Below are 18,922 nucleotides of genomic sequence, written 5' to 3'. Positions count from 1 at the left end.
TCGCGCAGGCGAAAAAAAACCCGCCAGGGGCGGGTGTCAACTTAAAGCGGCAATGCCTTAGCGCTTGTTGACGGCGTCCTTGAACGCCTTGCCAGCCGTGAACTTGACGGTCTTGGCTGCGGGAATCTTGATGGTTTCGCCGGTCTTCGGGTTGCGGCCCGTACGGGCTGCGCGCTTGCCCGAACCGAAGCTGCCGAAGCCGATCAGCTGCACCGCGTCGCCCTTCGACACAGCCTTCTTGACCACTTCGAGGAGCGTGTCCAGCGTCTCGCCGGTTTGTGCCTTGCTAGCGCCCGTCTGTGCTGCGACGGCGTCGATCAGTTCCTGTTTATTCATTGAGAAGTTCCTTTCTGTGTTTAGGTTGACACGAACAGCGCGAACGCGCCGATTATACGGACGCGTGCCGCGCCGTCGAGCAGCGACGGACCCGGAGCACCCCGGCGTTTTCTCGTTGCGGCGGCTAGCGTGTGTCTTATGCCGCAACGTCCGTGCTGCCGCTTCCCTGGGCGGCGCTTGCTATGATAGCGCAGCGCAAACCCAATAACGACAAGGGTTTCGAAGATTTCGCGCGGGATTCGCGGGTTTTTTGGCGCTTGCAGACGTTTTAGGGGTATCCACCCCCGCAAATCCCCCTGCGTGCGGCATTTTTCCCGCCGCACACGTTGCGCCGCGCCAACGCAGCATGCGTGCAAACGCCGGCCTGGCAAGCGTTTGCGGCCATGCGACAAGCCTTCGCCACACGCTTTTTCCAGTCTCGCTTCTTTCTCGTTGCTTCCTCACTTCTGGCTTCGCGTTCCTCATGACCGCCACCCTGACACCCGCCACGCTCGCTTTTCGGGAAGACGGCACGCCGTTTTCGCCTATCTATGGCGACGTCTATCACAGCACTGCAGGCGCATTCGCACAGGCCCAAGCTGTCTTTCTGAATGGCAACGCGTTGCCGCAGCGCTGGCATAACAGGCGGATCTTCACCGTGGTCGAAACCGGCTTCGGCATGGGCGTGAACTTTCTCGCGACGTGGTCGGCATGGCGCAATGATCCGGCGCGCTGCGAGCGCCTGCATTTCGTTTCGGTGGAAAAACATCCGTTCGCGCGCAACGACCTGCAGAGCGCACTCGGCGCAATCGTTGCGCACACACGCGAAGCGCCGCTCGCTCGCGAACTCGTGAACGCCTGGCCGATACTCGTGCCGGGCACGCATCGGCTCGAATTCGAGGAAGGACGCGTCACGCTCACGCTCGTTTTCGGCGACGCGCTCGAGGTATTTCCCAAAATGTGGATGCGCGCCGATGCGATCTACCTCGACGGCTTCGCTCCGGCGAAGAATCCCGAGCTCTGGTCTCCGGCTATTTTCAAGGCACTTGCGCGCATTGCCGGCGAGGACGCCACCTTCGCGACCTGGAGCAGTTCAGGGGACGTGAAGCGCGCGCTCGAGCAAAGCGGCTTCGAATACCGCAAGGTGGCAGGCTTCAACGGCAAGTGGACGATGCTGGTCGGAAGCTTCGCGCCGCGCTGGCGCGTGCGCCGCTACGAGCCGCCGCTGCCGCTTGCGCTGCGCGAGCGGCACGCCGTCGTCGTGGGAGCGGGACTCGCCGGCTGCGCGCTCGTCGAGCGGCTGGCCGTACGCGGCTGGCGCGTGACGCTCATCGAACGCAACGCCGCGCCCGCGCTCGAGGCATCGGGCAATCCGGCCGGCGTGTTTCATCCACTGATATCGCGCGACGACAGCAGCGCGTCGCGCATCACGCGCGCGGGGTTTCTCTACGCGCTCCGACGCTGGGCCGCGCTCGAAGCCGCGGGCCATGCGCCGAAGCGCTCGCACGCCGGCTTGCTCCATCTCGCCACCGACGACGAATCGCGCGCCGTCGCCGCCGCGCTGGAATCGTTCGGCTATCCCGAAGAATTCGTGAGCGCGGTCACGCGCGAGCAAGCGCAGACGCTGGCCGGCGTCGCGCTCAATCAGGGTGGGTGGTTCTATCCGCAAGGCGGCGCGATCGACCCGGCAACGCTCTGCCGCGCTCAATGCGCCTACGCAGCCGCGTTGCCCGGCGCACAGGTCGAAACACGTTTCGGTGTGCGTATCGGTCATATTGCGCGCGCAGGCATTCAAGAATCCGACGAATGGCAGGTGTTCGACGACGCCGGACGATTCGTCGCCCAGGCGGCCGCGGTGATCTTCGCCAACGCTCAGGACGCCTCGCGCGCCGCCGCGCTCGAGCATGCGCCCACGCGCATCGTGCGCGGCCAGCTCACGCTCGTCGATCCCAGCCCGCTCGCGAACCTGCGCGTGCCCGTGATCGGCGAAGGCTATGCGGTGCCGCTCGACGGCGGCGTGACGCTCGCGGGCGCCACCTACGAAGTCGACGACGCCGACGACGCGCTGCGCGCGGCCGGCCATACCGAGAATATCGAACGCGTCGCCCAAATGCTGCCGGAACTCGGCGCGGCCCGAGGCGAGCACGACTTCGGGGGCCGTGTGGCGTTCCGCTGCGTCACCAGCGACCGCATGCCGATGCTCGGCCCGCTCGCCGACGAAGACGCCGCCCGCCGCGACGCCCAGCGTCTGGCCGGCGCATGGCCGCTCGATCTGCCGCGCGCAAGCGGCCTCTATGGTGCGTATGCGTTTGGCTCGCGCGGGCTCGTATGGGCGGGGCTAGGGGCGGAACTGATCGCGTCGCAACTGGAAGGCGAGCCGTGGCCGCTGGAGCGCGAACTCGCTGATCAGGTGGATCCGGCGCGCTTTCTCCAGCGCGCCTTGCGCCAGCGCAGTCTTTGAGCGCGGCGCACGGAAAGCGGCTGAAAACGGGCTGAAAAGGGCCGCCCAGGTTATCCACGCAAATCTGTGGATAACCGCGCGAATTACCAGCGAATCCAGTGTGGAGCCGGTGTGGACGTAAACGGGGTAACTCGGGACGCCCCGCTCCAGGCCAAAAAGTTGTTCTTCGAAGCACTCTGGGATCGCACACACTTTGCGCGCGGTTGTACGAGTGCCAACTCGCGGATTCCTTTCGGTAAACCCCGGTTATCCACAGGAAACCCAGGCCCTTGTTAACTTCTACTACGTATACATACGGTAAACAGTAAACCCAGAGCTAGCGCCATCGCCAGCGGCAGGCGAGACGAAACCAGAGCTTGAAAACTCCGACGAAAGCCGCCGCCGGATGCGGTCATTTTTTCCGCATGCATCGCCAACAGCGCACAATGAGGACGCTATTACCGTCTTCGTCAATGCTTTCGGAGAGCTGGGGACAATTGCAAAAAAGCTATGGCACAATCGCCGTTCTTTCCGCGTCAAATGCCGCATCAGACGGTCGACGCATCCAAGGAACGGTTGCCCCTCATCCTGAATCTGAGTGCTCAGGGCAGACAGCAACGTTCGTTCATCCAACGCGGGCGCAGCCACACCACACGCAAGGCGCCCGTACCGGCTGTTCGCCGCACCGTCATGTGCCGGCGCACTGCTTTGCCGCAGCGTTTTGCCGTAGCGTTTGCCACATGGAATGTCCGCACTCGCCGCAGGAAGCGCTAATTCGCGCCAGCTCGCCATGTCGCCAGATCGTTGAGCCAGCCGGCTGCATCGGTTGGCGTGAACGACGAGGCGTGCGGTCCTGACGACACGGGCGCGCACGCAGCGCCTGGCGCAGTGCAAGCAGGCACCAGACGGGGAGTAGAGGTGTCGTTCGCCTCGCGCGGCACGCGGCTTGCCTGACAGCCAGCCGTATGTCGATCTAACGTCGGACAGCCGGATTCGATCCCACGCAAGATGTCGTTGCCAAGGAGAAGCCACCACGATGAAGTCGGCGTTTTCGTTTTTTCCCGCGTGGCCATTGCCACTCGACGGTATTTTCTGGGCCGGGCTCGCGCTGCTCGCCGCTGGTTTGTGCGGCGAGCTTTGCTATCGGGCGTGGCGCTTGCCGCGGATCTCGGCCTATGGCGTGATCGGGCTCGTTGCCGGATCGGCCGGGTTTGGCGTGATCGACGCCGATGTCGGCACGTCCGCGCGGCCGCTGCTCGACGTCGCGCTCGGCCTGCTGCTGTTCGAACTCGGCAGCCGGCTCGACCTGCGCTGGATCCGCCGCAATCCGTGGCTGATCCTTTCGAGTCTTGCCGAGGCCTCGCTCACGTTTGTGCTCGTGCTCGCGGTGCTGCTGTTCCTTTCCGTGCCGACGATGATCGCGCTCGTCGTGTCCGCGATCGCCATGGCGACGTCGCCAGCCATGGTGATCCAGATCAAGACTGAGTTGCGTGCGGAAGGCCAGGTCACGCAGCGCTTGCTCACGCTCACCGCGCTCAACAGCATGTATGCGGTGATTGTGGAAAAGCTCGCGTCGAGCTGGCTGCACCAGGAAATCTACGGCAACGTGTTCGCGACGATCCTGCAGCCGCTCTATCTGCTGATCGGCTCGCTGATTCTCGCGTTCGTGCTCGCCCGCGCGTGCACGCTGTTTTACCGGCGGCTGAGCCCGCAGGACGAGCACTCGTTTGTCGCGCTTTTCGGCCTCGTGCTCCTCGCGATCGCCATTGCGCACCTGCTCAAGCTTTCGACGATCCTGAGCCTGCTTGCCGCCGGCATCATCGTGAAGAATCTGGAGCAGCGTCCGCAACTGTGGCCGCAGCACTTCGGCACGGCCGGATGGCTGCTAACGGTGATTCTGTTCGTGCTCACGCTCACGACCTTCGAGTGGCACGACATCCTCGTGGGCGGCGCGGCCGCGGCGGGGCTGATCGTCGCGCGCCTCGTGGCCAAACTCGTCGGCGTGCTGATCTTCGCCAAACCGAGCGGGCTGCACTGGAAGCAGGGTGTGGCGCTCGGCATTGCCTTGACGCCGATGTCGGCGCTCGCGCTGCTGCTCGTCGACGACACCTACGATCTTTATCCGACGTTCGATCCGCGCCTGCGCGCGATCATTCTTTGCTCGATCGTCGTGCTGCAGCTCTTCGGACCCTGGCTGGTCTATCGCGCGCTTGCGCTCGTCGGCGAGCGCGGCGAAAAGTGAATCTCGCGTCGCGCGCGGCCAACTTGCGCGCGGCGCCCTGAAAGGGGACGCCATGTCACTCGAAACATTTGTCGATTCGAAGCCGTTCACGTTCGGCATCGAACTCGAAATGCAGATCGTCAACACGCACGACTACGATCTGACCAAGGCGGGTAGCGATCTCATGCGCCTCATCAAAGATCAGGAGATTCCGGGCAACATCACGCCCGAAATCACCGAAAGCATGATTGAGCTTTCCACCGGTATCTGCACGAATCACGAGCAGGCCGTGGCCGATCTGCGCAAGATTCGCGACGTGCTCGTCACCGCGGCCGATCGACTCAACGTCGGTCTGTGCGGGGGCGGTACGCACGCGTTCCAGCAATGGAGCGACCGGCGCATCGTCGATACCCCGCGCTTTCAGTATCTTTCCGAGCTGTACGGCTACCTCGCGAAGCAATTTACGGTGTTCGGCCAGCACGTGCATATCGGCTGCCCGGATGCGGACAGCGCGCTTTTCCTGCTGCACTCCCTTTCGCGCTTCATTCCGCATTTCATCGCGCTCTCGGCGTCGTCGCCCTATGTGCAGGGTGTGGACACCGGATTTCATTCGGCACGACTGAATTCCGTGTTCGCGTTTCCGCTGTCGGGCCGCGCGCCGTTCGTGCTGAGCTGGGAGGAGTTCAAGGAGTACTTCTCGAAGATGGTGCACACGGGTGTTGTCAACAGCATGAAAGACTTCTACTGGGACATCCGCCCGAAACCCGGTTTCGGCACGATCGAGGTGCGCGTGATGGACACGCCGCTTTCGGTGGAGCGCGCCGCTGCGATCGCCTGCTACATCCAGACGCTCGCACGCCATCTGCTCACCGATCGACCGATTGCGCCGCTCGAGGACGACTATCTCGTGTACACGTTCAACCGCTTCCAGGCGTGCCGCTTCGGCCTCGCCGGCACCTGCGTGAATCCGCAGACGGGCGAGCGGCGCACGATTTCCGAAGACATCCTCGAAACGCTGGATCGGATCGCGCCGCACGGCGAGGCGCTCGGCTCGTCGCGCGCGCTCACTGAGATCGGCACGATCGCCCGCGCGCAGAACAACGACGCCACCTGGCTGCGCAGCGTGGTGGCCGAGGAAAAATCGCTGCACGAAGCCGTGCGGCAACAGTGCCTGCGCTGGCGCGCCTGACGGGAATCAAAAGGGGAGAGGCGGCGGACGCACAGGACCACTGACCGATTTTCGCCGGGTGCCAGAAGCGCCCCGCGCCGGCAAAACAGCATTGCAAGGGCAGCTTTCGGGCTGCCCTTCGTGCTTTCGGGAGCCGGGAAACGGGTGAGAAGCGGGTAAGAAGTGGGCAAAAAGCGGGTCGCGTTGGTTCCGCGCGCCACTTTTTTCGAGGCGGACGAAAATTTTTTTGCTGGCTTCGAGGTACCTGGGGGTTCTTATTTTTTTGACCTGGGTCCCGACATGGGCCATATTCATGGACAAATGGTCCCACGCCGCTGTGGGCAACCTTCGATTTTCCTGCAAACTCAACGGACTACGTAATGATTGGTTAGCCACAATCGGGCAGATTCCAGTTGCGTTCGAGGCAGAAATCCGCGATAACCTGCATGGGTCATGGGGCGACGATTGCAAGCAGTCGAGAACTTGTGCACATGGCAATAGCGTGCTTATCAACGGGTTATCCACAATTCGCGTTGGATAAGTTAGCTGTGCGATTTGCCGCTCTCGCATAGAATGTCGGTTTGCTGCACTGGCGTCGGGACTTGAAGGATGTTTTCGGGGCCTGCGGCAAGAAAAATGACAGTGCAACGCGTGCCATGAGGTGTGCGTTGCAGGTTTTTTTCAGATGGTGCGGCGTTCGGGATAACCGGGCGCCGGCGTTCCCACAGGCCGTCGGTCAAAGCGGCGGCTGACGATGCAGCGCAAGCTGCCATTAACCAGCGAAAGACTATGAGCGAAGGCGTATACGGAGAGCAGGCAGCCGGGCGGGTGACCCATAGCCTGCTGCGACTTAGCACGGCTATGCGGAGCCAGGCGTGGGACTGGGCCGAAGGGGCAGGACTCACGCCTACCCAGGGCGAAATTCTCGTGCTGCTGATGCAGCGCAAGGGGCCGATGCGCCTCGGCGAGATCGCGCGTGAAACGGCCCTCACGGCCGCTACCACCAGCGATGCGGTGAGCACGCTCGAAACCAAGGGGCTCGTCGAAAAGCGTCGCGCGCTCGACGACGGCCGCGCACTCGCGGTGCGTCTGACCTCGCGCGGCCGCACGGCGGCGAAGAAGGCGTCGCAGTGGCCTGACTTCCTCTCGAAGGCGGTCGGCACGCTGAAGGCGGACGAACAGTCCACGCTTTATCGCACGCTGCTGAAGACGGTTTATCTGCTGGAATCGCAGGAAACCAGTCCGCAACACCGCATGTGCCTGACCTGCTCGCATTTCGAGCCGAGCAAGAACCCGAAGAAGACGCCGCATCACTGCCAGCTTCTGAAGATCGATATGGCTGACACCGATCTGCGTCTCGATTGCTCGGTCTACGAACAGGCCGACGTGACGACCCAGAAGAAAAACTGGAAGATCTTCGCGGTTTAAGGCCAAAGCTGCGCCGCCGCCCCAAGGCGGGCGGCGCGCGTTGACGCCTGCGCGCGTCATGCATGTAATGCGCGGTAATGCAAAGCGTCGCGATGTCGATTGCGTGCCGGTATTGTGTGCGTGGCAATTTGTGTAGTTCTCGCAAATATTTGCGACAAGCTTTTGCCACGACCGCAGGCGCAAACGTTCGCACGCGCCGTACAAAAACGGTAACGTGCATGCCGTCCACAGCCGACCCGGGAATGTGCCGATGAATCGCGAAGTATTGGCTGTGCGCCATGTCTATTTCGAGGACCTCGGCAGCTTCGAGCGTGTGCTCGGAGACCGTGGACGCCCCGTCCGTTACGTCGACGTCGGCTTCGCGCGGGTCGGCGCGCTCAATCCTTTGTCGGCGTCGCTCATGGTCGTGCTCGGCGGCCCGATCAATGCGTGTGACGACGCACGCTATCCCACCCTCGTTCCCCTTGCGGCGATGATCGAAAAGCGCATCGCGGCGGGTCTGCCCACGCTCGGCATTTGCCTCGGCGCGCAGCTCATCGCGCGGGTGCTCGGTGCGCGGGTGTATGCCGGGCCCCAGCCCGAAATCGGCTGGACGCCGCTCACACTCACCGACGCTGGCCGCGCCTCGCCTCTGCAGCACCTCGACGGCGCTGCGACCTCCATGCTGCATTGGCATGGCGATACCTTCGATCTGCCGCAGGGCGCGACGCGACTCGCTTCCACGCCGCTGTGCGAGAACCAGGCGTTTTCATGGGGCGACCACGTGCTCGGCCTGCAATGCCATCCCGAAGTGCGCGCCGACCGCTTCGAGCCCTGGCTGATCGGTCATGCCGCTGAAATCGCCACCGCGGGCGTCGATGTGAACATGCTGCGCGGCGACACAGCCCGCCAGGGGCCGACTCTCGAAGCGCAGGCGAGCCGCATGTTCGGCGAATGGCTAGACGCCGTCGACGCACGCATGGCCGCGCGCCAACCCTGACCCACGCCTGAACCCAACCTGATGCACCTCGCGCGGGCGCATGTCGCGTACGTGTTGTGTTCCCTGTCGAACGCGTGAAAAAAGCGCGTGATATTCTCGGACGCTTCTCCCAACCGTCCGTGGACCTCCCATGAGCAAGCTCTTCACTCCGCTCGAACTGCGTGGCGTGACGCTCGCCAATCGCATCGTCGTCTCACCGATGTGCCAGTACTCCGCCGAGCGTGGCGAAGCCAACGACTGGCACATGATCCATCTCGGGCACCTGGCGCTTTCGGGCGCCGCGATGCTTTGTATCGAAGCGACGTCCGTCGAACCCGACGGCCGTATCACGCCGGGCGATCTCGGCCTCTGGGACGACGTGACCGAAGCCGCGCTCGAGCCCGTCATCGCCGCTATCCGCCGTCATTCGCCAATCCGCATCGCCATGCAGATCTCGCACGCGGGGCGCAAGGCATCGAGCCATGTGCCCTGGGAGGGCGGTCAACTGATTTCGGTCGCAGACGGCGGGTGGCTGCCGCATGCGCCTTCGGCGCTCGCGCACAAGGAGGGCGAGGCGCCGCCGCTCGCACTCGATGTCGCGGGTCTGAATCGCGTGCGCGATGCGTTCGTGGCCACGGCGCGCCGCGCTGCGCGTCTTGGTATCGACGCCCTCGAAATACACGCGGCGCACGGCTATTTGCTGCACCAGTTTCTCTCGCCGATCGCGAACCAGCGCAGCGACGAGTACGGCGGCTCGCGCGAGAACCGCATGCGTTTTCCGCTCGAAGTGTTCGACGCCGTGCGCGCCGAGTTTCCCGCCGATCGCCCGATTGGTGTACGCGTATCGGCAACGGATTGGGTTGAAGGAGGCTGGACGCTGGATGACACCGTAGTCTTCGCCCAGGCGCTCAAGGCACGCGGCGCGGACTGGATCGACGTATCGTCGGGCGGTGTGTCGCCTTTGCAAAAGATTCCGCTCGAACCCGGCTATCAAGTGCCGTTCGCACGCAAGGTGAAAGCCGAAACGGGCATGACGACAATTGCGGTGGGCCTCATCACCGACGCCTTGCAGGCCAACCAGATCGTTGAAGACGGCGAAGCCGACATGATCGCGATGGCGCGCGCGATGCTCTACGATCCGCGCTGGCCGTGGCACGCCGCGGCACAACTCGGCGCGAGCGTGAACGCGCCACCGCAATACTGGCGCTCGCAGCCGCGCGAGTTGAAGAAACTGTTCGGCGAGACGACACTCGGCCAGCGCTGATACGCTGCGCGCGCCGCTTTCCCAAGGCGCATATGGGTTGAACGAAAGAGGCGCGAGCGTGTACGATGCCGTCTGTGGCGCGCCGGGCGTCGCATGAGCGCGGCGCCCAATCGGCGCCGCGTTTGCGTACGGAGCGCGGCGAGGCAGTAAGCGAGGTTTGATGCAAGGGCCGATGCAAGGCCAGGCAGACCGTCAGGCACGGCTTCATGAGAAAGCCGCAGGCGGCGCGCGCGAGGATGTGTTCGAAGCCGCCTGTCATGACCGGGACAGTCTCCCCCAGTACTTCACAAGGATTCATTCAATGAGTGAACGCAGGATCGTCGTGCGCCAGTCGGGCGTGCACGGCAAGGGCGTGTTTGCGGCGGTCCCCATTGCGACCGGCGAACGACTGATCGAATACAAGGGCGAGCGCATCTCCTGGAAGGAAGCGCTGCGGCGTCATCCGCATAATCCTGACGAACCGAATCACACGTTCTATTTCGCGCTCGACGACGGCGACGTGATCGACGGCAAGGTGAAGGGCAACAGCGCGCGCTGGATCAATCACTCGTGCGCGCCGAACTGCGAAGCCGAGGAAATCGAAGGACACGTCTATATTCACGCGCTGCGCGATATCGCAGAAGGCGAGGAACTCTTCTACGACTACGGCCTCGTGATCGACGCGAAGCAGACGAAGAAGCTCAAGCGTGAATACGAATGCCGTTGCGGCGCCCGCAAGTGCCGCGGCACGATGCTCGCGCCGCCCGATGACGACAAGGCTGCGAAGGGCGCGAAAGCGTCGAAGGGCAAGAGCAAAAAGAAGAAGTAAGCGCCGCAACGCACGTCGCATCGCATCAAGCACAAGGGCCGCATGAGCGGCCCTTGTCGTTTTCGTGGCGTTTGCGGCGTCAGAGATCGATGCTCGCCTGATGGGTCGGTTTCTTCTCGCGCGACGGCTCGTCGGACTTGAGCGCCTGCAGCGGTGCGGTCTCGGTGGCGCTGCCTTCCTTGCTGTCCCGCCTGTCTTTGGCGTCCGTGCGCGCCGGCGTGCCGCGATGCGCGAGCGGCACGCGCACGATGAAGCGCGCACCGCCTTCCGGTGCATCTTCGTAGTGAACGCTGCCACGATGCAGCGCCATGATGTCGTGGACGATTGCGAGGCCAAGGCCCGCGCCGCCGTCCACACCGTTCTCGCTCTGGGCGTCGCCGCGGAAAAATCGCTTGAAAAGATCCGCTTGTTGCAAAGCTGGCACGCCGCCGCCGTTATCTTCCACGATGATCTCGGCCATCGGTACGCCGTCAGCGGAGGACTGCGAAACAGTCACGGTGATGCGCCCGCCTTCCAACCGCGCGGGCGGCAAATATTTGAGCGCGTTGTCCAGCAGATTCGCGATGACCTCGTGCAGCAGCACGGGGTTGCCGCGCACCATTAACGGCGTGTCGTTTTCGGGGTCGTCGAGGCGCTGGAAACCGAGGTCGACGTGGTTCGCCAGCGCGCGCGGCACCCATTCGGCGCCCGTCTCGAACGCGAGCGCGGACATGTCGATATCGACGAAACGCGCGGCTTGCTCACCCGGCTCCGCGCGAGCCAGCGAGAGTAGCTGATTGGACAGGCGCACCGCGCGATCGGCAGCCGCGCGCAACTCGCGCACGGCGTCGCTGACCTTTTGCGGCTCGCGCGCGTTCGCGGCCTGTTCGGCGTGCAGCTTCACCGCGGTGAGCGGCGTACGCAACTGGTGGGCCGCGTCGGCGATGAACTTGCGCTGCGCGTCGAGCGCGGTCTTCAGACGGCCGAGCAGCGCGTTGAGTGCGCCGGTGAGCGGACGGATCTCGACGGGCACATAGGTCTCGTCCACGGGTTCGAGGGACGTGTGCGTCTGCCGGTTGAGCGAGTCGGCGAGCGCGGTGAGCGGGTTGAGCTGCTGGTTGACGACGCGCCACACGATGACCCAGCCGGCGAGCAGCAGGAGCAGCAACGGCATCATGATCGCGACGAGAAATTCGGCCGCGATGCGAAAGCGATGATGCACAGGCTGACCGACTTCCACGACGATGGGATTGCCGTGTGTCTGCGGCACGCGCACCTGGGCGACCCGCACGGTCACGCCCTTATAGATCGTTTCGAACACGTACGCGTAGTGCATGCGGCGTACGTTGGTGCCCTGCAGCGGCAGATCGTGATCGCCCGCGATTTCGGTTTCGCCGTTGCTGATGCGATAGATGAGGTGCTCGACGGGGTCGGAAAACATCGCCTGCGCGAGCGGCGGGACGGTAGTTGCGGCATCGTCGCCGGCGATCTGGATCTGCCGGGAAATGGCCGTGGCGAGGTCGGCGAGCGATCGATCGACTACGTGCTGCGTGTACTGCCAGGCAAGCCAATAGGCGATCAGGCCGCTCATCAGTGCGAGCAGCGAAAGCGGGGCGGCGAGGCGCCGAAGTAGGGTGCGCCGCAGACTCGTTGCGGCAGGTGAGGACATGATGGCTTCGGAGCGGAAAATGTATCGTGGGTGCGGCGGCGTGCGCCGCACGGGATCGATCCATTGTACGCGGGCCGCGGGCGTGGCGGCTGAAGTCCCATTGCTGCGCCGTTGATGAGCCATCAAGCGCAAACGGCGGCGGAAAGTTCCGCCGCCGCTGGCTGGCTCAGGAAGCGAGGCCGATCAGGCCGCCTGGCGGATTTCCTGCAGCAGATAGCCGAAGCCGCGCACCGTGACGATTTCGACACGGCAGTTCTCGAGCTTCTTGCGCACGCGGTGCACGTAGACTTCGATCGCGGTGTCGCCGAGGTCGCCGCCGAAGTGCGTGAGGTGGTCCTGCAGTTGCGCCTTGCTGACCACACGGCCGTGACGCAGCAGCAGCATTTCGAGCACGGCGAACTCACGCGGCGAGAGTTCGAGCGGCTTGTCGTCGTTGAAGATGCGGCGATCGACGCCCGACAGGCGCACGCCGCCGAGCGACACTTCGGGGCGCGGCACGTCGCCGTGCGGGCCGCTGCGGCGCATCACGGCGCGAATGCGCGCTTCGAGTTCGGCCGGTTCGAACGGCTTGAGCATGTAGTCGTCGGCGCCGGAATTCAGGCCCTGGACGCGGTCGTTCAATTCGTCGCGCGCGGTGAGCACGATAACGGGCGTGTGCCGGTTGCTTTGGCGAAAGCGCGAAAGCAGCGTCATGCCGTCGATGCCCGGCAGGCCGAGATCGAGGATCACGAGCTCATGGCGATTCTGCGTGAGGGCCTGTTCGGCGAAGATGCCGTCGTGGACCATGTCGACCGTAAAGCCGGCTTGTTCGAGGCTGGACTGGATGCCGCGTGCGATAGGGCGGTCGTCTTCGATCAGAAGGAGTCGCATGGGATTCGCTCAAGTACAATGGGTTTTAGCGTTCAGGCACGCAGTTCGCGAAGCGTCGCTTGCCGACCTCACGGCACAGCCCGACGGTTGCGCGATCACGATCCACATGTCCGATATTTCGATCACCGAACTCGAAGCCGCGATCAACTTCTGGCGCAACCGCTCGCCTTCGATTGGCGATGAACTCGCGTTGTGCCAGGAGGCGAGTGCGCTCTCCAAGCCTTATGCGCTGCTGATTGTACAGCGTCAGAACGCCATATCACCGGAACGTTTAGACCCGATTGCCCGCGCTGCCTGGGAGTCTTACGTATCCATCAAGAATAGCCTTCAAAGCTGAAGGTTTGAAGCCCTGACTCCCTGCATTATGCTTTCACGGCACGCTGCGCGCGCGTTTTGTGCACTTGCCGTGCGCACAGCGTACCCATGCGTAGTCCGGCTGCTTATGCGCTGAGCGGTCCCGGCGCGATCGAGTCGATGAAGCGCGCGAGTTCGATGTCGCGCGAAGTAAGGCCGTCGGCTTCGTGAGTGGAAAGCGTGACCTCCACGCGGTTGTACACGTTGAACCACTCGGGGTGATGGTTCATTTCCTGCGCCTTGATGGCCACGCGTGTCATGAAGCCGAATGCCTCATTGAAGTCGGCAAAGCGGAAATGGCGCTGGATCGCGTCGCGCCCGGCGACGGCCTGCCAGCCGCGCAGGTCGGCGAGTTGCGATGCGCGCTCTTCGGATGTGAGTCGGTTGATCATCGTTGCACCTGTGTTGAGCTTGGGGCCTGGCGTGCGCCGTTAGCCGATCAGCCATTTTTTCACTTATGGGACGCGTGTGCGAGTGGCCCGGTCAAGGAACGTGGAGTTGCTGCGGCGCAATGGGCAGTTACGTCCCGTAATGAGCCCATCGGTCGCGCCGCCTGGCCGCCTCTCGTTCAGACGTCTCCGTCATCGAGCCAACCCTCGCGTGTGCCGCGCGTAATGATCGTGTCGCTGTGCAGCACGTCGCCTGCGGCGTGAGGCTCGGCCGCGATGAGCGCCGCCGGATCGTCCAGGCGCGAAGCAATGCCCGCGCCCAGCGCTTCGAAAAGCTGTGCGAACGAGTCGATCACGAAGTAGGTCTTTTGGAACGTGTCGATGCGATAACGCGTGCGCAGCACACGATCGAGGTCGAACGCCAGCCGGTTCGGCGCTGCGCTTTCCACGCTGTAGAGCGTCTCGCCCTTGCTCGACACGATGCCGGCGCCGTAGATCTTGACGCCGTTGGACGTGTTCGCGTCGCGCATCAAACCGAACTCCACCGTGTACCAGTAGAGCCGCGCGAGCAACGGCAATGCGCGCTCCTCGACGGCAAGCGCTGCGCGGCCATAGGCGTGAATCGCATCGGCGAAAGTGGGATCGGTGAGCAGCGGCACGTGGCCGAACAGGTCGTGGAAACAGTCGGGTTCCTGCAGATAGTCGAGCTGATCGGGACGGCGCATCCACCAGGTCACCGGAAAGCGTCGGTTAGCAAGGTGCTCGAAGAAGATGCGGTTGGGCACGAGGCCCGGCACGGCCACGATGCGCCACCCGGTTGCCGCCATCAGACGCTCGCTCACCTGCTCGAAGGAAGGAACGTGCGAAACATTCAGACCGATGCGTATGGCGCCATCGAGGAACGCCTCGCAGGCCCGGCCTTCGAGCAGCGCGCGCTGACGCCGGTAGAGTTGGTCCCAAACGGCGTGATCGGCCGCGCCATAGTGTTCGAACGGCTGTTCTATCGTGAAATCGGGACGGGTGGTGAGACCCGCGTCGAACTGCTCCTGCAGTTTCGCGGTGGCGGCGGCCATGTTCGTAACGCTCCACTAAAAAGGCTTGCTGTTGTGCAAGTCTAGAGCGGTTGGCGCGCGGCATGTGCGCGTACTAAACGCAATTTTCCTTCCATATGCAATAATCGAGCGCTATCAAGTCATTCAATGCGGATTTCATTCATGCTCGAACTCGACCATTTCGATCTGGCGCTCCTCGACGTGCTGCAGCGCTTTGGCCGCGCCACGCATCAGCAGCTTGGCGAGCAGGTGCCGCTCTCGCCCTCGCAGATCGGCAGGCGGCTGCAGCGCCTCGAGGCCTCGGGGGTGATCGACGGCTATCGCGTGGTGCTGCGGCCCGAAAAGCTCGGGCTGGGCGTGACCGCGTTCACGAGCCTCAAGCTCAAGCATCACGGGGATTCGATCATCGAGCAGTTCCAGCAGCAGATCGACGTGCTGCCCGAAGTGCTCGAATGCCATGCCGTGGTGGGAGACGCCGATTATTTGCTGCGCATCGTCGCGCCCGATCTCAACGCGCTTTCGACCTTCGTCATGAAGAAGCTCATGCGCGTGCCCGGCGTGGACAGCGTGCGCTCGAACATCGTGCTGACCACGTTCAAGCGCAATGGGCCGCTGCCGCTCGGTCATCTGGAGCCGGGCGCGCCGGCGGCGTGAGCGGCGGCTCCGGCAGGGCCGCAAGGGCCCGCTTGTTGACTAATGATGTCAGGCCGCGTTGGCCGTATTGAGCAGATCCACGTAAGCCACCGCCACGAGGTCGCTTTCATCCACGCCGAGCTTCGCGAACACCGCGTGCGCTTCGGCTTCGCCGCCTTGCTCGTCGTCCTCGGGGCCGAGCACCACTTCCAGTTCGACAAAGTCGCCCAGGCCGTCCACGCGGTCCAGGTGGATGCGCGTGCGGCCCGCCAGATACACGTGACGCTCCTTCGAGACGATGCCGCGCGTGGTGAGCGCCGTGGCGAGCAGCGAGTGCATGGCCTCAGCATTGGTGACGGGGCTGCGCGTGTAGTACGAGGCCTTCGGGCCGTCGCGGTCGTCGCGCTGATAGAAGATCAGCTCGGGCGGCGTGCCGTCGTCGAACTGGCGCAGCTTCAGGCGGCCGCGCGGTACATCGTAGAAGAAGTCCTGCTGGCGAAAGATCAGCGGCGCATCGGATGCGAGCTGGGAAGCGCGCTCGCGCAGGGCGTCGAATTGACGGGCGCGGGCTTTGATTTCGATGTTGCGGGCCATGCAAGGCTCCTGTCGAACGAAGGGAACAAGGGGGACGACGATGGGAGAGGCTGGGAACGCGCCGCGCAGGATGAGCACGCCGACGGGCGTGCCGAAAACGCAGAGCGAATTCCCAATCTATCAAAACTTGTGTGACAGCGCTGTTACACGACCAGGTCCGCGCTCACGTCAGACATGAACGGCGCACGCGCGTCTTCATGAGCGCGGCTCATATCGCCCATTGCGTTTCGATCGACTTGAGCGCCGCCGCGATGGTGGGCTCGTCGCGACGCGCGGCGAGCGTGATGAAGGTGAGTTCCGTGGGCACCGCCACGCCTTCGACGATGGTGAGCCCGTGGGCGTGCGCTTCGGCGAGGGCCGTGGAATCGCGTGCGAGCGTGAGGCCCACGCCCGATTTCACGAGATCGAGCATCGACGGTTCCTGGTCCACCTCGGCCACCTTCACGGGCCTGGCATGCGCGGCCTCGAAGAGCGTGGTGAGCAGGCGATTGTGCGCGGAGGCGGGCGGCGTCCAGATCCACGGCAGCGCGGCGAGCGCGCGCCAGTCGCGCGCGTCCTTCACGCGATCCTTCCAGCCCGCGGGCGCGAGCACGCGGTACTGAAAGCGCGTGAGCGTGATCACGTGGAAGGTGTGGGGGTCGGGCGCGGGCTGGCCGATGTAGTAGCCCACGTCGAGTTCGCGCGAGCGCACCTGCTCGAGCACCCAGCCGGACATGCCGTGGCGCAGCGCCGTTTCGATCTGCGGCCAGGTTTCGACGAGCTGACGCAGAAAGCCGCCCAGGCGCAGGAACGCCGGATCGAGAATGGTGCCGATGCGCAAGCGCCCGCGCACCTCGTGCCGCAGCGCAGCAGCCGCGCGCTGCACGTCGCCGGCAGCGGCGAGGGCGCGTTCGGCATGCGGCAGCAGCGCCTGGCCATCACGCGTGAGCACGAGGCCGTGCGAGGTGCGCGTGAAGAGCGAGACGCCAAGCGTCTCCTGCAAATGCTTGATCTGCAGGCTCACGGCTGGCTGCGTGAGATGCAGGTGCGTGGCCGCGCGCGTGAGATTGCCCTCGCGCGCGACCGTGACAAACGCTCGGAGCAAGGTCAGGTCCATATCCTGATATTAAACCGCCTTATATTGCTGTTGAGCATTAATCATTGGATCGCGCCCCGGCGTCCCGATTACGCTAGGTGCATCGAGGCTTCACGACAGAAGAGGCACAGACATGGGCGAGACACATCAAAGCGATGCGGGCGTGCGTACGCTTACGCACTTCGTCAACGGCAAGCCGCTGGACGGCACGAGCGACCGCTACGGCGACGTATTCAATCCGGCGTTTGGCAAGGTGAGCGCACGCGTGCCGCTTGCCAGCGTGGCCGAAGTCGACGCAGCCGTCGCGGCCGCGCAGGCCGCGTTTCCCGAGTGGGCGGAGATGGCGCCCATCAAGCGCGCACGCATCCTCTTCAAGTTCAAGGATCTGCTCGACCAGCATCACGACGAACTCGCGGAATTGATCACGCGCGAACACGGCAAGGTGTTCTCGGATGCCAAGGGCGAGGTGATGCGCGGCATCGAGGTGGTCGAGTTCGCGTGCGGCATTCCCAACCTGCTGAAGACGGACTTCACCGACCAGATCGGCGGCGGTATCGACAACTGGAATCTGCGCCAGCCGCTTGGCGTCGTGGCGGGCATTACGCCGTTCAATTTCCCGATGATGGTGCCGTGCTGGATGTTCCCCATCGCGCTCGCGTGCGGCAACACCTTCGTGCTCAAGCCTTCGGAACGCGATCCCTCGGCTTCCATGCGCCTCGCCGAACTGCTCAAGCAAGCGGGTTTGCCCGACGGCGTGTTCAACGTCGTGCACGGCGACAAGGTGGCCGTGGACGCGCTGCTCGCGCATCCCGACGTCACGGCGCTGTCGTTTGTCGGCTCGACGCCGATCGCCGAGTACATCTACACGGAAGGCACGAAGCACGGCAAGCGCGTGCAGGCGCTGGGCGGCGCGAAGAATCACCTCGTCGTGATGCCGGACGCCGATCTCGACCAGGCCGTCGACGCCCTGATCGGCGCGGCGTACGGTTCGGCCGGCGAGCGCTGCATGGCGATTTCGGTTGCGGTGGCCGTGGGCCATATCGCTGACGAACTCGTCGAGCGCCTCACGCCGCGCGTGAAGGCGCTGCAGATCGGCAGCGGCATGGACGGCGCCTCGGAAATGGGGCCGCTCGTCACGGGACCACATCGCGCGAAGGTGCAGGGCTATATCGAGGCGGGTGTGGCGGCGGGCGCGAGACTCGTGGTGGATGGGCGCGGCCACAAGGTGGACGGCCATGAGGACGGCTTCTTCCTGGGCGGCACGCTGTTCGACGACGTGAAGACCGACATGACGATCTACAAGGAAGAAATCTTCGGGCCGGTGCTTTCGGTGGTGCGCGTGCCCGATTTCGCGAGCGCCGTCGAGTTGATCAACGCGCACGAATTCGCCAACGGCGTGTCGTGCTACACGTCGGACGGCGGCGTCGCGCGCGCGTTCTCGCGCCAGATCAAGGTGGGCATGGTGGGTATCAATGTACCGATTCCGGTGCCGATGGCGTGGCACTCGTTCGGCGGCTGGAAGCGTTCGCTGTTCGGCGATCATCATGCTTATGGCGAGGAAGGCGTGCGCTTCTATACGCGCTACAAGAGCATCATGCAACGCTGGCCCGACAGCATCGCCAAGGGCGCGGAGTTCACGATGCCGGTGGCGAAGTAGGCGAGCACGAGCCGGGCGGTTTATCAAGCATAACGAAGTATTGGACAG

16 protein-coding genes and 1 pseudogene are annotated in these 18,922 nt (G+C 64.0%); 10 read left to right on the top strand and 7 right to left on the bottom strand.

The window, feature by feature from the left end:
* Positions 1-57: 57 nt before the first annotated feature.
* Positions 58-336, bottom strand: coding sequence for an HU family DNA-binding protein (locus L0U83_RS14145; protein ID WP_027815965.1), 279 nt, complete (start codon positions 334-336; stop codon positions 58-60).
* 463 nt (positions 337-799) lie between these two features.
* Here L0U83_RS14145 and mnmC point away from each other — a divergent pair, with 463 nt between their 5' ends.
* From mnmC to L0U83_RS14110, 7 genes are all read left to right on the top strand, one after another.
* Positions 800-2,776, top strand: a complete 1,977-nt coding sequence (gene mnmC / locus L0U83_RS14140) for a bifunctional tRNA (5-methylaminomethyl-2-thiouridine)(34)-methyltransferase MnmC2/FAD-dependent 5-carboxymethylaminomethyl-2-thiouridine(34) oxidoreductase MnmC1 (protein ID WP_233883511.1) — start codon at positions 800-802, stop codon at positions 2,774-2,776.
* 1,015 nt (positions 2,777-3,791) lie between these two features.
* Positions 3,792-4,997 carry a cation:proton antiporter gene (locus L0U83_RS14135; protein ID WP_233883509.1) on the top strand — a complete coding sequence of 402 codons (1,206 nt, stop codon included), beginning with the start codon at positions 3,792-3,794 and terminating at the stop codon, positions 4,995-4,997.
* Between the two features lie 52 nt (positions 4,998-5,049).
* The gene (locus L0U83_RS14130; RefSeq protein ID WP_233883507.1) at positions 5,050-6,165 is read left to right on the top strand and encodes a YbdK family carboxylate-amine ligase; all 1,116 of its coding nucleotides are present in this window, start codon (positions 5,050-5,052) and stop codon (positions 6,163-6,165) included.
* 768 nt (positions 6,166-6,933) lie between these two features.
* A complete protein-coding gene (locus L0U83_RS14125; RefSeq protein WP_233883504.1) occupies positions 6,934-7,572 on the top strand; it encodes a MarR family winged helix-turn-helix transcriptional regulator in 639 nt (212 codons plus the stop codon).
* Between the two features lie 250 nt (positions 7,573-7,822).
* A complete protein-coding gene (locus tag L0U83_RS14120) occupies positions 7,823-8,551 on the top strand; it encodes a glutamine amidotransferase (RefSeq protein ID WP_233883502.1) in 729 nt (242 codons plus the stop codon).
* A 130-nt stretch (positions 8,552-8,681) separates the two neighbouring features.
* Complete coding sequence (locus L0U83_RS14115; RefSeq protein WP_233883501.1) at positions 8,682-9,794, top strand: NADH:flavin oxidoreductase/NADH oxidase; 1,113 nt, start codon at positions 8,682-8,684, stop codon at positions 9,792-9,794.
* Positions 9,795-10,095: 301 nt separating this feature from the next.
* Complete coding sequence (locus L0U83_RS14110; protein WP_233883500.1) at positions 10,096-10,602, top strand: SET domain-containing protein; 507 nt, start codon at positions 10,096-10,098, stop codon at positions 10,600-10,602.
* A gap of 79 nt (positions 10,603-10,681) precedes the next feature.
* Here the strand turns inward: L0U83_RS14110 and L0U83_RS14105 are convergent, their stop codons facing one another.
* Together L0U83_RS14105 and L0U83_RS14100 are read right to left on the bottom strand one after the other, a co-directional pair.
* Positions 10,682-12,250 (bottom strand): sensor histidine kinase, encoded by a 1,569-nt coding sequence (locus L0U83_RS14105; RefSeq protein WP_233883485.1) that lies wholly within the window; start codon positions 12,248-12,250, stop codon positions 10,682-10,684.
* 183 nt (positions 12,251-12,433) lie between these two features.
* Positions 12,434-13,120, bottom strand: a complete 687-nt coding sequence (locus tag L0U83_RS14100) for a response regulator transcription factor (RefSeq protein WP_027815974.1) — start codon at positions 13,118-13,120, stop codon at positions 12,434-12,436.
* A gap of 106 nt (positions 13,121-13,226) precedes the next feature.
* Between L0U83_RS14100 and L0U83_RS14095 the strand changes: the two genes are divergently transcribed.
* Positions 13,227-13,457, top strand: a complete 231-nt coding sequence (locus L0U83_RS14095) for a DUF3717 domain-containing protein (protein ID WP_028203283.1) — start codon at positions 13,227-13,229, stop codon at positions 13,455-13,457.
* 103 nt (positions 13,458-13,560) lie between these two features.
* On the opposite strand, the pseudogene L0U83_RS14090 reads toward L0U83_RS14095, so the two are convergent.
* A pseudogene (locus tag L0U83_RS14090) lies at positions 13,561-13,875 on the bottom strand (4a-hydroxytetrahydrobiopterin dehydratase); the annotation flags it as partial.
* 167 nt (positions 13,876-14,042) lie between these two features.
* Complete coding sequence (gene phhA / locus L0U83_RS14085; RefSeq protein WP_233883483.1) at positions 14,043-14,936, bottom strand: phenylalanine 4-monooxygenase; 894 nt, start codon at positions 14,934-14,936, stop codon at positions 14,043-14,045.
* A 141-nt stretch (positions 14,937-15,077) separates the two neighbouring features.
* On the opposite strand from phhA, the gene L0U83_RS14080 reads away from it, so the two are divergent.
* A complete protein-coding gene (locus L0U83_RS14080; RefSeq protein ID WP_028203286.1) occupies positions 15,078-15,569 on the top strand; it encodes an Lrp/AsnC family transcriptional regulator in 492 nt (163 codons plus the stop codon).
* Between the two features lie 48 nt (positions 15,570-15,617).
* Here the strand turns inward: L0U83_RS14080 and L0U83_RS14075 are convergent, their stop codons facing one another.
* The gene (locus L0U83_RS14075; protein WP_233883482.1) at positions 15,618-16,142 is read right to left on the bottom strand and encodes a class IV adenylate cyclase; all 525 of its coding nucleotides are present in this window, start codon (positions 16,140-16,142) and stop codon (positions 15,618-15,620) included.
* Positions 16,143-16,350: 208 nt separating this feature from the next.
* Positions 16,351-17,238: a LysR family transcriptional regulator gene (locus tag L0U83_RS14070; protein ID WP_233883481.1), complete on the bottom strand. Its 888-nt coding sequence runs from the start codon at positions 17,236-17,238 to the stop codon at positions 16,351-16,353.
* 112 nt (positions 17,239-17,350) lie between these two features.
* On the opposite strand from L0U83_RS14070, the gene L0U83_RS14065 reads away from it, so the two are divergent.
* On the top strand, positions 17,351-18,874 hold the full coding sequence (locus L0U83_RS14065; RefSeq protein WP_233883478.1) for a CoA-acylating methylmalonate-semialdehyde dehydrogenase: 1,524 nt from the start codon (positions 17,351-17,353) through the stop codon (positions 18,872-18,874).
* Positions 18,875-18,922 lie beyond the last annotated feature (48 nt).

Origin of the sequence: Paraburkholderia flagellata (assembly GCF_021390645.1) — a bacterium.
Lineage (GTDB): Bacteria > Pseudomonadota > Gammaproteobacteria > Burkholderiales > Burkholderiaceae > Paraburkholderia > Paraburkholderia flagellata.
The sequence above is the reverse complement of the archived record's forward strand: the minus strand, read 5'-3'. Positions and strand labels throughout refer to the sequence as shown.

Coding starts and splice junctions, on each gene's coding strand:
- L0U83_RS14145 (WP_027815965.1), bottom strand. CDS start 336: ATGAATAAACAGGAACTGATCGACGCCGTCGCAGCACAGACGGGCGCT.
- mnmC (WP_233883511.1), top strand. CDS start 800: ATGACCGCCACCCTGACACCCGCCACGCTCGCTTTTCGGGAAGACGGC.
- L0U83_RS14135 (WP_233883509.1), top strand. CDS start 3,792: ATGAAGTCGGCGTTTTCGTTTTTTCCCGCGTGGCCATTGCCACTCGAC.
- L0U83_RS14130 (WP_233883507.1), top strand. CDS start 5,050: ATGTCACTCGAAACATTTGTCGATTCGAAGCCGTTCACGTTCGGCATC.
- L0U83_RS14125 (WP_233883504.1), top strand. CDS start 6,934: ATGAGCGAAGGCGTATACGGAGAGCAGGCAGCCGGGCGGGTGACCCAT.
- L0U83_RS14120 (WP_233883502.1), top strand. CDS start 7,823: ATGAATCGCGAAGTATTGGCTGTGCGCCATGTCTATTTCGAGGACCTC.
- L0U83_RS14115 (WP_233883501.1), top strand. CDS start 8,682: ATGAGCAAGCTCTTCACTCCGCTCGAACTGCGTGGCGTGACGCTCGCC.
- L0U83_RS14110 (WP_233883500.1), top strand. CDS start 10,096: ATGAGTGAACGCAGGATCGTCGTGCGCCAGTCGGGCGTGCACGGCAAG.
- L0U83_RS14105 (WP_233883485.1), bottom strand. CDS start 12,250: ATGTCCTCACCTGCCGCAACGAGTCTGCGGCGCACCCTACTTCGGCGC.
- L0U83_RS14100 (WP_027815974.1), bottom strand. CDS start 13,120: ATGCGACTCCTTCTGATCGAAGACGACCGCCCTATCGCACGCGGCATC.
- L0U83_RS14095 (WP_028203283.1), top strand. CDS start 13,227: ATGTCCGATATTTCGATCACCGAACTCGAAGCCGCGATCAACTTCTGG.
- phhA (WP_233883483.1), bottom strand. CDS start 14,936: ATGGCCGCCGCCACCGCGAAACTGCAGGAGCAGTTCGACGCGGGTCTC.
- L0U83_RS14080 (WP_028203286.1), top strand. CDS start 15,078: ATGCTCGAACTCGACCATTTCGATCTGGCGCTCCTCGACGTGCTGCAG.
- L0U83_RS14075 (WP_233883482.1), bottom strand. CDS start 16,142: ATGGCCCGCAACATCGAAATCAAAGCCCGCGCCCGTCAATTCGACGCC.
- L0U83_RS14070 (WP_233883481.1), bottom strand. CDS start 17,238: ATGGACCTGACCTTGCTCCGAGCGTTTGTCACGGTCGCGCGCGAGGGC.
- L0U83_RS14065 (WP_233883478.1), top strand. CDS start 17,351: ATGGGCGAGACACATCAAAGCGATGCGGGCGTGCGTACGCTTACGCAC.